Raw genomic sequence first — 14446 nt, 5'->3', positions numbered from 1 at the left:
TCGTTGGGAGCTCCTTTTACGTATAAATGATATGGGGATCTATGATGGAATGATTAAGCTTTCCACAGGTGTACTGGAACAGACGGTCTCACCCTGGATGGATACAGGTTGCCCCGGTTATATAGAAGCTCTGCTATATCTCAAAAACGTATGTCGACAGTCTATATAAACGAGGATTTAATGGATTCTACGTTTGCTTCTGCGAAAAGTTAAAGATCTTATCAACTGACTTTCGTACTTTGAAGCATAATACCAAACATTATTACATTCAAAGTCGCTATTATAGCGACTTTTTGTCTATTTTGGAGAAGCAAATTCTTACACAAGCTGAGCACAAACAAATTGGATTCGTCTACATGATGATGCTATAAATGTATTGTATTTCATACATTCTTTATTTTTTCTTAACAAGTTTTTTATAGTATAGTAGTACATGCCTTGTAACAGAAATACGGAGGACCGTTACGTGATTTTACAAAATACAATATCCAGACTGCGAAGCAAAGTAAGAAATAGCAAAAAAATAAGTTTCACAGTTTTACTTGGGGGGTTGGTTACTCTCTCTGTTGTTATGACATTGACAATTATGGTGATTTCTTCTTATACATCTCAGAAAGAATCACTTATAAATAGTACGTTGACTCAAAATAATTCAAAATCAATTGAGATGAGCCTAGCACTAGATTCACTATTTTTCTCTATGCAGGAGGCTCTAAAGTATGTAGCGACACAAGTCGAAACCCTGGACTACTCAGACACAGAAAGACTTAATTCAACGTTAGACTTGGTTCGCAACAGCAGTAACTTTTTTAATTCAGTTGCGCTTGCGGATGAGACGGGGCTCGTGTTATCAACGTCACCTTACTATCCATTAGCAATAGGTAGACATGTAAGTTCGGAGGCTGCAAAAGCAGCGATCAAGTCTCAAGCTCCTTACATATCGGAAGCTTATCCAGCTCCAAAAACGAATGAAAGAATTGTATTTATTGGCGAACCTCTTCTAGACTCAAAAGGAAGTTTTATAGGCATGATTGGCGGTACTATCCATTTACAAGAAAGCAACATTTTGAATTTGTCTTTTGGTAGTCAAATTAAGAATAGTGTAGGATCCTATTTTTTTATTGTTGATCAAAATGGCACGTTGTTGTTTCATCCGAGCACTGAACGTATCGGTGAAGATGTAAGCAAGGATGAAGTAGTACAAAAACTGCTGACCAATAGCGTAGGAAAAGATCGCTTTAAAAATCTTGCTGGTGTGGATTCACTTGCGGGATATCACAATGTGCCATCAACTGATTGGGGAGTCGTAGTTGTAACTCCAACTCAAGTAGTATACGATCAACTGAACCATCATATATGGATGTTACTGTTGTATACCTCGATACCGTTTATCATACTAACTCTAATTGTGTTGAGAATAGCCCGCAAGCTAGCTAATCCTTTTGTTATACTTGCTGAGATGGTGAATCAAATGGATCAGGGGAAAGTGGAATTACCTGTGGTTCAATCACATTGGAACCGAGAAGCAGATATGATTACACGTACAGTTCTTGGTGTGATGAAAAATTTTAGGAATAAAACAGATCAACTTGTCTACGATTCAAGAACGGATTTGTTGACAGGGATGAAAAACCGCAGATTCTTCGAGGAAGCCATTCAGGAATGGATTCAAGAAGAAATAATATTTTGTATTGTTGTTTTTGATATTGATCGTTTTAAGTCTATTAATGATTCATTTGGTCATCAGGCTGGAGATGAAGTTTTAAAGGAAGTATCCAAAATAATTCAGAGTTCAGTGCGAGATGAAGACATCTCTTCACGCTTTGGTGGGGAAGAGTTTGTTGTACTTTTGAAACAATACGAGTCCAATTTTGCATTCGATGTTGCTGAAAAAATCCGTAGATTGGTGGAAGAAAGTGTTATGCCTATCAATCATTCTGTTACAATTTCAGCTGGCATCGCTGAATATCCACTGCACTCCGAATCGGGAGAGGAGTTGTTCCATTTAGCTGATAGTGCCTTGTATCAGGCCAAGGAAGAGGGGCGCAACCGTACTATTATTATCCAAAAGATGGACTCCATTAATTAGCGTTTTCTGTTCATTATCCCGATTAGGAAGGATGACGAACACCTTATTATTTTAGCGTTTAATTATTCTTACATTTAACTCAAGTTAAACGCAGTATAGGCTAAGTAATTTGAGCAAAATATTCAATCAATGTTCATAATAAAGGCCTCACCTGAGTAATTTGATGTTATACGAATAGTTGAGTTAAGTGGTTCTCTAAAGAAGCTGACATATGCATCAATTACTCCATCTTAACCGTCAATGACTATGAAATATAAAGTATCCGATAAAAAGACTATAAAATTAACAGTGATGTAGATTTTATGTTATTTGATGTATGAACAAGTACCCTATCTTCATTAACAACGGTTTTAAGATGCCGTATAAGGGGCCGGATGTAGCGGGGGCAGTCATCGCTGGTTTTGTTCTTTAACTAGCAATTCTCATCGAACTGGTAAAATGGTATGAATATATGAACGAACGAAGGGTCTGCTTTTAGCAGACCCTTCGTTCGTTTTTTTTGATTTTGACGTATAGTAAATAGGATTATCTGAAGTATTTCATAATTTACCCTTTTTGGAGGGCTCCCGAACGCGAAAACCGTAAGGATGCAACTGTGGTTACAGCTCCGAGGAACACAATAATAGCACCGATCCAACTGATGGAAGAGAGTGATATTTGCTCCACGACAACTCCACCGAGGCCTGCACCGAAAGCCATGGCTAGCTGCACCACAGAATTGTTCAAGCTGAGCATAATACCTGAAGCTTCCGGTGCCTGCTGAACCAAATTGTACTGCGTAGTCGGGCCTGAAGTCCAGGCGGAGAAGGACCACAACATGAGCAGTGGGAACATGACGATTGGCGATACGGCCCCGATGAAGATAAGGATCAGAGCCAGCGCATGAACCAGCAAACTGCCGATGAGCGTGTGGGATACACCCCATTTATCCGAGCTGTAACCCCCGAACTTGGATCCTAACAGGCTAGCAATACCGAAAGCGAACAGCCCAATACTTACGATTTTCTCGCTCATTCCCGTAACTGAGAGCAGGAACGGTGAAATGTACGTATAAACAATTGAATATCCGGCGATCCAGAAGAAAGTAATCAGCAACGCCATGGCGATTCTAGGCTCCTTCAACAAGGCGAGCTGTTTGCCAATCGGCACTGGCTCTTCTCCTTCCGACTTTGGAATCAGGAAGTACATCCCGACAATGGCCAGCAGCCCAAGCACACCGAGGCCTGCAAAGATTAACTTCCAATCGTACATAGAAGCTGCCACTCTACCTAGCGGAACGCCGACAACCAGTGCGGTCGAAAAGCCCATCACGACTGTTGCAATGCCGCTGCCCTGTTTATCAGGCGGAGCGAGTTTGGATGCCACCATTAATGCCGTAACAATAAATACGCCGGTACTAAGCGCCAGAACGATCCTCGAGATGAATAGCAAGATAAATCCCGGCAAAACGGCTGTCATGGCATTACCAATGACAAATGCGACAAGAGAATAAATGAGTAGATTTCTCCGATCCATTCGTGATGTTAAAGCCATTATAACAGGTGTCCCAAAAGCGTATGCCAATGAAAAAACAGTAATTAGCTGCCCCGCCACCGAAACAGGGACTCCTATTGATGCCGCTACTTTATCCAGAATCCCCGCAATAATAAGCTCCGATGTACCGACGAGGAAGCTAACAACGGCGAGCATATAAATTTTCCATGTATTTGATATCATTGTATTACTCCTACTCCACTCCAATTATATTTTTTGAAATACGTTGGTAAAAAAACCGAGTTGCTTAATCATATAGTTCGAAGCATTGAACCTTAAATTTGATCTTCGCTGATTGCATAAGCTACAGCATCTGAAAGTTCTGTATTTGTGCGCCAAATAGGAAAAGGAACTCAACAGGTAGGTAAGTGATGTTCAGAACAGCGTAAACAAGGTGAATTTTTGCAACGAGGTGTCCAGCTGCGGTAACCTCGAGTGATGATGAGCACATTGGTGAATATCGATCCAAGAAGACGCAGGGAACAGGGAAGGGACGGTTCGGGTCGCGAGATTCGAGATTCGAGATTCGAGATGCGGGATAATCGGGCGTATGGATTCCTTCTTTTTAGTTACCTCGTATGGAATAATCATCACATGTGTATTATTATATAAAAGACAGAATTACTGCAATGACCAGATAAGTAACTTTTGAGGAATAAGCAACAAAAACAAATATTTTGGGGTTTATTTATGGAAATGTGAGGGGTTACGTATGTCTAAAGTGGATCGGCGTATATTGAAGTCACAAGAGGCGATTAAAAAAGCTGTTGTTGAATTGATGAGTGAAAAAGATTTTGATGATATTACGATGCAAGAAATTGCAGACAGAGCAAACGTTAACCGAAAAACGATCTATCTACATTACAACGATAAATATGACTTATTGAATAATCTTATTGAAGGACACATCAAAGAACTCCGAATAATTTGCTATCCAGAATCCTCTGATGAAACCCAAATAACCTGGTTTGAGTATTTTGAAAGAAACTATTGTTTCTTTTCAGCTTTTCTATCGGGTAAAGGAGCTCCGTACTTCCGCAGCAGATTCCTTGAATTTGTTATTGAAGACTTCCGCAATGGATGGGAGTTGGTCGAAGGGAGAAGGAACGGATTAAATGAGGATATTATGTTGAATTTTTTTGCATCTGCATACGTAGGACTCGTGGAATGGTGGTTTGCGAAAGGGATGCCGTATCCCTCAAGCGTTATGAATAAACAAGCAGAGTCTATATTAGATATGAACTTGTCATAGTTTCAATAAGTTAATCGCAAAAGAAGTATCACACAGTGATACTTCTTTTTTTGTATTGAAATGTCGAATTTTATGCATATAAATACATAGAATGGAATATTTGGTTCATAATTTCGCCATGAATTTAAACAATTAGGTTGTTGAAAATGCCTTCTAACTTGTTATAATATAACCTATTGATATTGATAATCACTATCAATTGTTGTTTTTGTTACTCAGTACTACAGTGAAAAGGGGTTAAGATTATTTTCTAAATTTACGTCTGAGGAGGTATATGATACTGAGTTTATCCAACACAGTATGCTGCGTGGGAATCCAAATTTTCTGAATCTAGGGGGATATAAATTAAATGAGAAAGTCTATTTCTTCAAAATTAATGTTTATCATGGTTGCAGCTTTAACTTTGGTGTTGGCAGCTTGTTCAAGTAATGAACCTGCTACGACGGATACTGCGAATACAGAGGCTACAACTTCCGATGCTGCAACTACAACTACAGCTACAACTGTTGAAATTACGGATGCTCATGGGACGGTAACTGTGCCTGTAAATCCAACGAAGATCGTTGCTCTGGATAACAGAACATTTGAGACTCTGTCTACTTGGGGCGTCAAATTAGCAGCAGCGCCGAAGGATGTAATGCCTGCGGATTCACCATATGTGGCGGATGAATCGGTACAAAATATTGGGAATCATCGCGAACCAAATCTTGAACTATTGGCTTCGATACAACCTGACCTTGTCATTGTTGGTCAACGATTTGCTGGCTACTATGAAGACATCAAAAAATTAGTGCCTAATGCAGCAGTGATTGACCTTAATATTGAGCTTGAAGAAACAGCATCACCTGGAGAAAACTTTGTGAATGGACTTAAAGATGCAACAACCAATTTAGGGAAAATTTTCGAGAAGCAAGAAGAAGCTGCCCAACTGATTGCTGATTTTGATAAAGCTATTGAAGAAGCTAAGGCCGCTTATAATGGTGAAGATAAAATTATGAGTGTTGTCGTTTCTGGTGGAAACATCGGTTTCTCGGCTCCTCTTACTGGACGTGTGTGGGGACCATTGTATGACATTTTCGGCTGGGTTCCAGCACTAGAAGTGGACAAATCTTCTTCTGATCATCAAGGTGATGATATTTCTGTTGAAGCGATCGCCCAAAGCAATCCGGATTGGATTTTCGTACTGGATCGGGATGCAGCTGTATCTGCTGAAGAAGGTGCCGTTCCGGCTCAGGACGTTATTGATAACTCACCTGCTCTGCAAAACACCACTGCTATTACTCAAAAACAAATCGTTTATGCTCCAAACGACACGTACACCAATGAATCCATCGAAACTTTCTTGGAGTTGATTAACAACCTTACGAAAGCTTTAGCTAAACAGTAAAAAGGAGTATGCTGCAGTGCAGAAAAATTTAATACCAAAATTAGCTGGGGTTGAGAATTCTCAACCCCAGCGTCATAATCCGAAAAAGCTATGGACTATACCTTTTATCATTGCGATTATAGCCACTATTATTTTAGGCATTACATCACTGCTTATTGGAGTCTATGACATACGAGGACAAGCCGATGGAATGGAGATGTTCTTCATCACTCGTGTTCCAAGAACTGTTGCATTAATGCTTACCGGTGCCGCCATGGCAATGGCTGGACTGGTCATGCAACTTATTACACAGAATCGCTTGGTGGAACCTACGACAACAGGAACAATGGAATGGTCAGGTCTGGGGATCATGTTTATTTATCTGGTCTTTCCTGCCCCGAGTTTAACGCTAAGAATGACTGGTGCAATCATTTTTTCTTTTATAGGAACGATGATTTTTTTTATGTTTCTAAAGAAAGTTAAACTCCGTTCGTCTTTAGTTGTCCCGATTATTGGAATGATGCTTGGAGCAGTCATTTCTGCATTTTCAACTTTCGTTGGGCTTGTGTTCCAAATGACTCAAAATATCGAAAGCTGGTTTGCAGGCTCCTTCTCATCTGTGCAAATTGGTAGGTATGAATATTTATGGCTCATCGTATTGGTGACTATTCTTATTTTTGTTTTTGCTGATCGGCTGACATTAGCCGGACTAGGGGAAGATGTCGCTACCAGTCTTGGCGTAAATTATGACAGGATCATTCTTTTGGGTACTGCGCTTATTTCACTAGCCGTTGGAATCGTTGCAGCTGTCATTGGGAACTTGCCTTTTCTAGGGTTAATTGTCCCCAATATTGTTTCCATGTTTAGGGGTGACGATCTCAGGAGCAATTTACCATGGGTGTGCTTATTAGGGATGGGTAGCATCATTGTGTGTGATATCCTGTCTCGTGTCATCATCATGCCTTTTGAAATACCTGTCTCCATGATCCTTGGAACAGTGGGAGCCGTCGTATTCATTGTCATTTTGTTAAGACAAAGGCGGTCAACAAGGAGGGTAAGATGAGCGACTTAGCAAGTAGAAATCCACTAAATATCGAAATCGATTCTAGCCGTCGTCCTAAAAAAAGATCAGCTAGAGCCTTCCGTACTAAGAAAGAAGAAAAGCGTTATTGGATTTTGCTGATCACATTGATTGTTCTGGGCGTTTTTGCATCGGTTGGACTACTGGTTTATAACAATCCCGTGCCGGTGTCCTCACCTTCTTTTATACCCGTTGTTACAAGAAGGGTAGTTGCTCTGGTTTCAATGCTGATTGCTGCAATTTGCCAAAGTTTATCCACGGTTGCTTTTCAATCGATTACGAATAACAGAATTATAACTCCGTCCCTTTTAGGTTTTGATGCGATCTATTCAACCATTCATACGAGTACTATATTTTTCCTTGGTGCTACGGTATTTGTGAATTTTAGCGGTGTTGATTCCTTTTTATATCAAGTTGCTGCAATGGTCATCATGTGTTTGATTCTTTATGGATGGCTACTTTCCGGAAAATACGGCAATTTACAACTTCTGCTTTTGGTCGGTATTATCATTGGGACCGGGCTGAGATCCGTATCTTCATTTATGAGAAGACTTCTTGCACCGTCCGAGTTTGATATTTTGCAGGCAAGAATGTTTGCTTCCGTGAATAATGCCGATTCTGCCTATTTCCCGATTGCGATTCCTATCGTCATCATTGCAGCGATCCTGCTGCTTGCTAATGCCAAGAGGTTAAATGTGTTATCGCTGGGTAAGGATGTCTCGACTTCCTTGGGAACTAAACATCAAAGTAGTGTGATTTATACGCTGGTCCTGGTTTCCATATTGATGGCCATTTCGACGGCTTTGGTGGGACCACTAACATTCTATGGATTTTTAGTTGCGATTTTGAGTTATCAGGCCGCGCAAACCTATGATCACAGATATGTTTTCCCAATGGCTCTTGCGATAGGGTTTGTGATCTTAACCGGTGCATACTTTATTATGAATCATGTTTTCAATGCCCAAGGTGTTGTTTCTATTATTATAGAATTGGTTGGCGGACTAACATTTTTAATTGTGATTTTAAGGAAGGGTTCTTTATGATACAGATCAATAATGTCAAAAAGTCCTATGCAGCCGAGGTAGAGATTGGCCCTTTGAATATTCATATACCCAAAGCCGGCCTTACTTCATTGATTGGACCCAACGGTGCGGGGAAGTCGACGACACTTCTGATGATCGGAAGACTTTTGGATTTGGACGAAGGTCAAATTACGGTTGCCAATATGGATGTTTCCACGACCAAGTCAAAAGACTTGGCCAAGATTGTAACGGTTTTACGACAAGAAAATCATTTTGTCACAAGGCTTACCGTTAGACAACTTGCCGGATTCGGACGGTTTCCTTATTCTAAGGGAAGATTAACGGATGAGGATGAAGCTATTATTTCTAAATATATTGATTTTCTAGACTTAACTGATCTGGAAAATAGATATTTAGATGAGCTTTCTGGTGGTCAAAGGCAAAGAGCTTATGTCGCCATGGTTTTGTGTCAGGAGACGGAATATGTACTTTTGGACGAGCCTTTGAACAATCTGGATGTTGCGCGTTCTGTTCGGATGATGGAGCATTTGAGATATGCCGCTAATGAATTCGGAAGAACCATTCTGACGGTGATGCATGATATCAATTTTGCCGCCAAATATTCGGATCGAATATGTGCCATGAAAGATGGCCAAATCGCCGCTTTTGGAACCGTAGAAGAAGTGATGGACCCTGAAATTTTAACAGATATTTTTGAAACGAAAATTGAAATTATCGATGGTCCGTATGGACCGATAGCGATCTATTAACCACAAGATTTAATGAAAAGTTGTTTGTTAAAATGGTCTTCAGAAAGTAGAGTGATTATTCACTCTGCTTTTTTTTATTCAATACCGAGCATCTTCCTGCAAAATTTTCTTTCTTGTTCAAAAGGTATTTTCACTCACAGAGCGTTATTTTGGATATGGAAAGCGATTTTGCATGCCATAAATTGGCTTGAGGGTTCCAGATAGTGTAATCTGGAGATTATGAAAACCCATTTGAACGAGAAGGGATCGGGATGATTGAATGACGCAAAAAATCTATTATGACTCTGCTTACACAAGAGAGTGGCATACAACGATTACAGGCAGAGTGGACAAGGAAGAAGGCGTATATATCACGCTGGCGGAGACTGCTTTTTACCCGCATGGTGGCGGACAGCCTTGTGACCTGGGGCAAATTGGCGGCATCGCTGTTCTGGATGTGAACATCGAAGATGGCGAGGTATGGCATAAGCTGGAACGCGCCCCTGAACAGACTGAAGTACAATGTGAGATTGACTGGGAGCGAAGATTCGATCATATGCAGCAGCATACGGGTCAACATTTGTTATCGGCAATCACGCTGAAGTTGACTGAAGCGATGACGCTCAGTTTCCATCTTGGAACGGAGTATGACACGATTGATGTGGCGGCGGCTGAACTGGGAGCGGATCAATGGACTGCCATTGAACAAGAGGTGAATCGCCAGATCTATCGTAATGCTCGTATCAACACTTCATGGGTTACAGCAGAAGAGGCGGCACAATTGCCACTGGTGAAGCAGCCTACGGTAACGGAAGACATTCGCATTGTCGAGATCGAGGGTGTGGAGTATAACGCCTGCGGCGGAACGCATGTGTCGGCGACAGGTGAGATCGGGATCATCAAACTGCTGAAAACCGAAAAAGTGAAGGGCGGCACCCGCATTTATTTCAAATGTGGAACAAGAGCGCTGAATGAATTCACATCCACACAAAACGTGCTCAATAGCATCATGGTTAAATTAAAGACAAGCAAGGACGAATTGTTGGAGCGCATTGAGAAAATGGAGCAGGAGCAAAAACAGCTGCAAACCGAGCTGAATGCAGTGAAAACAACCAATGATGCCTATTATGCGGAGGAACTTCTGGCTGCTCGGCAAGGGCTGGTGATTGCTCAAGTCTTTGAAGACAAATCGCTCAAGGATATGCAGAGCCTGGCAACCAAGCTGACGGCAGACCATGAGGGGCTTGTACTGTTCGCCAGCATCTCGGAGGCCAAAGTCGTTCTCGCACAGAACGGACAGCCGCCTGAATGGGCGTGTGGACCTTTCTTCAAAGGCAATCTTGGAGCCTACCAGGGCAAAGGTGGCGGCAGTGAAAAGATGGCTCAAGCAGGCTTTGCCAGCAGTGAAGATGCGCTCGCCTTTTATGAATTCACCAAGGACCAGTTGGGACATCACTGATTCGCATTTTCCTCTATGAGACACGCAGGTATTGAAATATGAGTAAGGGACAAGCACGTCACATTGTGGCGTGCTTTTTTTGCAGTGGATAGATGTGTTTTTATGAACTGATCTATTTTGAACTTGTAAGTTCTCGTAATTTGAGATAAAATCACATTTAGTTAGATAATCTAATTATATAACGAGTATTGGCGGAGGTCACGATGAAAGGAAAAAATAACAGGGAACATACAACAGAACCACTCCCTAAGTTGGGGCCTGAACCCTATGTAGAACTGATGCAAAAGACGGCAACGAAAGGTACGGATCAAAAGTTAGCTTATATAGGTTTGCTCTCACTTTGGTTTGGCGATAACATACTGGATGTCATGGATCTGAATCTGGATCAGTATGATATTACCGAGAGCAAGTTTGATCTGTTACTACTCTTAACCCTGCATGAGGGGAACACGCAAGTGACGCCATCGACATTGGCAGAACGTCTCGGTATTCGCAGGGCATCTGTCACAGCATTGCTGGATTGGTTGGAAAAAAGGAACTGGATTATTCGGGAATCAAGTGCCCGGGATCGTCGTAGTGTTCATGTACGCATCTCACCAGAAGGTAGGGACTTGGTAGAAAAAGTGTTACCTTCGTTCTGGTCCACCTGTGAATCCCTCGTGGAGGACCTGGAGCCGGATGAAAGGGACGTATTGGAGAAGGTTTTATTAAAATTAAATACAAACATAGAGAAGAGGCTGGGTATGGGGAGATAAATTTTTTTGGATATATAATTAGATTATCTAACTAAAATGATTGATACTAAAGTTTATAGAGGTGTACGATGTCGAAATTAATGCAAACTGGAGCTATCTCCAGAAATTATCTCATCATGACTATTATTTTATGTTGGTCCGGTCTGGTCGTCATGTCCAGTCTATATGTTACAGTTCCGCTCATCCCCGTGTTTGCTGATCAATTTGGAATAACACCAACCCAGGCTTCGGGCGCGGGCAGTATATTTTCGCTAGGGTTTGCAGTAGGGTGTTTAATGTATGGCGCGATATCTGACAAGTATGGATGTAAAAGAGTGATTTTGATCGGCATGCTCATATTATCGTTCGTTTCATTCATGCTGGGTCTGGTACATTCTTTTGCCTGGATTATTGTGTTGAGGGGAATACAGGGGGCAGCTGCGGCCACTTTTTCTCCGGTTGCATTGGCGTATGCTGTGGAGATGTATCCGGCGAATCGTAGAGTGACGGCGATCGGATTCATCAGTACCGGATTTCTGGTAGCTGGCATTGTAGGCCAAATCATTAGCAGCATAATAAGTCAGCAATACGGGTGGAACACACTATTTGTTTGCTGGCTGTTGTGTACTTGATAACTTCATTGGTAGTCTGGTTACTGTTGCCGCGGGATGAGATCAAACGAGGAAAAGACACTTCGATCTGGGAATCTCTTCTACAGATCGGCACTGTACTGAAACAGCCCAAATTACGGTTGAGCTACGTGGTGGCTCTGGTTCTGCTGATGTCCTTTGTCAGCATGTATAGTGTCCTTGGTAGTTATTTGAGCGGGCCTGAATTTGGATTAAGTGCGCAGCAGATTTTGTACGTTCGTGCAGCAGGTATACTGGGCATGCTTGTTTCGCCTTTTGCAGGGAAATTAACTCAGCGACTCGGTGTACGTTCGGTTCTACGATTAGGACTTACAATGGCGGTGGTTGGACTCGCATGTATGGGCTTCTTCACCAACTTATCTTTGCTTATCCTAATGAGTTTACTTTTTGTGACCGGGATCGCTGTGTCGGTTCCTTCTTTGGTAGCTTTGGTGGGTGAGCTTGGAGGTAAGTCACGGGGAATTGCGGTTTCAGTGTATACGTTTATTCTGTTTGCCGGTACAAGTATTGCACCAATCCTCTCCATTCAATTCATGCGAAGCGGCAGTTATCTGCTCACGTTTCTGATGCTTTCTCTTGTCTTGGTAATCGGGCTGACGGCAGCCTGTTTTATAGGGAAAGGGACGACGGAAGCAACTCAGGAACGGATAACATCCTAATTGACTATCCGTTCTCTAAATGGAGGCCAATTCCTACTATGATATACTCCAATGATAGCCACTACATGCAGAGGGGGTACCTATAGATGACAGAACGAATTCCGTGTATACGGGAAGGGTGTGCAAATACCATTTTACCAGCAACAGCGTTGAAAACGGGTGGTTATTGCATGCCTTGCAAACAGGTGATGGAGCGTGAGGAGCGCCAGAGATACATTGAAACACATCGGCGTGATGTGAACTTGTATGCGGGTATCACAGACCCGGTAAAAGTTTTGAAAATCATGCACGAACCTCAGGTTCGTGATCCACTAATTCGTTATACACCCTATGAACAATCCGAGGAACAGGTATATCTATCTTTGTCTGTAGAGCAACAAGATCAGATGAAGGATTACGCGATGCAACGGATTCGTACAGGTGATGAAGATACGGGCAAAGACATTCTGGTATATCTGGTCTGCTACCATGATATATCGTTGACTGCCGAAATTTCTGAGCTGCTGGAACAGGAGATCTATTATCCTGCCATTTTGTATAAAAGCGCCTCGGGTGAGGCGCGTGATCGGCTCTTGCAGCAGGTGAACACCGATGATGAGAATCGGAACCACATATTGCTCATGCTGGCCTATATCGGTGATGATGTTGTTGTGCAGCAGTTCCGGCAGTGGAGACAATCTCCGCCATCTTGGGCGAGCGAATTGTACGTGGCACCTGAGCATTACACCACTGAAGCTGGTTGGGAGCTTACAAAAGACGGGCAGCGCAGGGAATTATTCATCACCCCAAGTTATTCACTCTATAAAGTAAAAGAGAATGAAGGAGCTAACGTGGAGTTAACCGGAAATTCACTCTCGATGCTGAACCCTAGTAACAATGGCTGTCCATGGTGTGGTAGTGCGTTAACCACCTTAATTAGTCTGGATGTGAAGCATCCAGCTCTGAAGGACGTTTCTTGGCACACCCAGCAACTTCACATACAGACTTGCGTGATATGTAGCAGTTACGGTGTAGTTTACATGGAGATGGATGCAGCAGGAGAACCGTTATGGAGTTCACATAATGTTATGCCTATGGGAATGGACGAGATTGACCTGGACGACTATGGTAAACTTGCACAGGATGCGGGTCGTCAGTTTCAGATTGCGACTTCATCACGTCATGCATTCCATGCCAGTGAGTGGGCGATGGAGCCATCGCTATCTCAGGTCGGCGGACATCCGGGATGGGTTCAGGATGCGGATTATCCAACATGTCCGAGCTGTTCCACGAGAATGAAAGCCGTCGCACAACTGGATTGGGGCGAGGTTGAGGAGCATGGTGAGGGCATGTATTACATGTTCGTATGTGAGCCGTGTCAGATGACCGCCGTATCCTACCAGCAATCTTGATGGTGGAAGCTAGTATAAAACATTATAAGCAATTATAAGCAGTCATCTTATTAGTAATATAACAGGGCTATTCAGGTTGGAATGACAGTAGTAGACAGACAAAAAACAAAGGGGCATCCCATAGTTCTTAAACTTCATGGGATGCCCTCTTGCCCTGCACAGGATGGATGGTGGCTTTCTTTGCTACAGTTAGCCGGTTATGTTATTCAGTCACCAGAGAAACGTTGGATTGGTTTTTTATCTCCGTGCAGAGGCAACTTGTCGTACTAACACAGTCTAACGAACCTAGCACGTCTTATTGGGCGATTTTGCAGCAGTATAGAATTCTAACGAATCGTATCCACTTTATTTCTCCCATTGGCAGGGTTTTTCGAAGAAAATCGGAGGTTCTGACGGTAATAAGACTGCTGAGATTCGTTAGAATTTCATATGTTTGTTTTAATGCGAAATAAGGTGTGTCC

Annotated in this window: 10 protein-coding genes and 1 pseudogene; 10 read left to right on the top strand and 1 reads right to left on the bottom strand. The window is 42.3% G+C overall.

What is annotated here, in order from left to right; all coding sequences use genetic code 11:
* Positions 1 to 466 precede the first annotated feature (466 nt).
* Positions 467 to 2089 (top strand): sensor domain-containing diguanylate cyclase, encoded by a 1623-nt coding sequence (locus OM416_RS29040; RefSeq protein WP_264935321.1) that lies wholly within the window; start codon positions 467 to 469, stop codon positions 2087 to 2089.
* 546 nt (positions 2090 to 2635) lie between these two features.
* Here OM416_RS29040 and OM416_RS29035 read toward each other — a convergent pair.
* A complete protein-coding gene (locus tag OM416_RS29035; protein WP_264935410.1) occupies positions 2636 to 3802 on the bottom strand; it encodes an MFS transporter in 1167 nt (388 codons plus the stop codon).
* A gap of 532 nt (positions 3803 to 4334) precedes the next feature.
* On the opposite strand from OM416_RS29035, the gene OM416_RS29030 reads away from it, so the two are divergent.
* The 9 genes and pseudogenes from OM416_RS29030 (at position 4335) to OM416_RS28990 (ending at position 13985) form a co-directional block, all read left to right on the top strand.
* The gene (locus tag OM416_RS29030) at positions 4335 to 4874 is read left to right on the top strand and encodes a TetR/AcrR family transcriptional regulator (protein ID WP_264935319.1); all 540 of its coding nucleotides are present in this window, start codon (positions 4335 to 4337) and stop codon (positions 4872 to 4874) included.
* Between the two features lie 349 nt (positions 4875 to 5223).
* Complete coding sequence (locus OM416_RS29025; protein WP_264935317.1) at positions 5224 to 6261, top strand: siderophore ABC transporter substrate-binding protein; 1038 nt, start codon at positions 5224 to 5226, stop codon at positions 6259 to 6261.
* 31 nt (positions 6262 to 6292) lie between these two features.
* On the top strand, positions 6293 to 7303 hold the full coding sequence (locus OM416_RS29020) for an ABC transporter permease (protein WP_372238406.1): 1011 nt from the start codon (positions 6293 to 6295) through the stop codon (positions 7301 to 7303).
* Positions 7300 to 8364, top strand: coding sequence for an iron chelate uptake ABC transporter family permease subunit (locus OM416_RS29015; RefSeq protein ID WP_062837495.1), 1065 nt, complete (start codon positions 7300 to 7302; stop codon positions 8362 to 8364). Before OM416_RS29020 ends, OM416_RS29015 begins: the two co-directional genes overlap by 4 nt.
* The gene (locus tag OM416_RS29010) at positions 8361 to 9113 is read left to right on the top strand and encodes an ABC transporter ATP-binding protein (protein ID WP_062837494.1); all 753 of its coding nucleotides are present in this window, start codon (positions 8361 to 8363) and stop codon (positions 9111 to 9113) included. Before OM416_RS29015 ends, OM416_RS29010 begins: the two co-directional genes overlap by 4 nt.
* A 259-nt stretch (positions 9114 to 9372) precedes the next feature.
* Entirely contained in the window at positions 9373 to 10551 is a 1179-nt protein-coding gene (locus OM416_RS29005) for an alanyl-tRNA editing protein (RefSeq protein ID WP_264935311.1), read from the top strand.
* Positions 10552 to 10754: 203 nt separating this feature from the next.
* The gene (locus OM416_RS29000; RefSeq protein ID WP_133386488.1) at positions 10755 to 11306 is read left to right on the top strand and encodes a MarR family winged helix-turn-helix transcriptional regulator; all 552 of its coding nucleotides are present in this window, start codon (positions 10755 to 10757) and stop codon (positions 11304 to 11306) included.
* 68 nt (positions 11307 to 11374) lie between these two features.
* A pseudogene (locus tag OM416_RS28995) lies at positions 11375 to 12594 on the top strand (MFS transporter).
* Between the two features lie 86 nt (positions 12595 to 12680).
* Positions 12681 to 13985 (top strand): DUF1963 domain-containing protein, encoded by a 1305-nt coding sequence (locus tag OM416_RS28990; RefSeq protein WP_264935307.1) that lies wholly within the window; start codon positions 12681 to 12683, stop codon positions 13983 to 13985.
* Positions 13986 to 14446 lie beyond the last annotated feature (461 nt).

Source organism: Paenibacillus sp. LS1 (assembly GCF_026013365.1).
GTDB lineage: Bacteria > Bacillota > Bacilli > Paenibacillales > Paenibacillaceae > Paenibacillus.
Note: the sequence above shows the minus strand (reverse complement) of the source record. Positions and strands in the feature narration are given on the sequence as shown.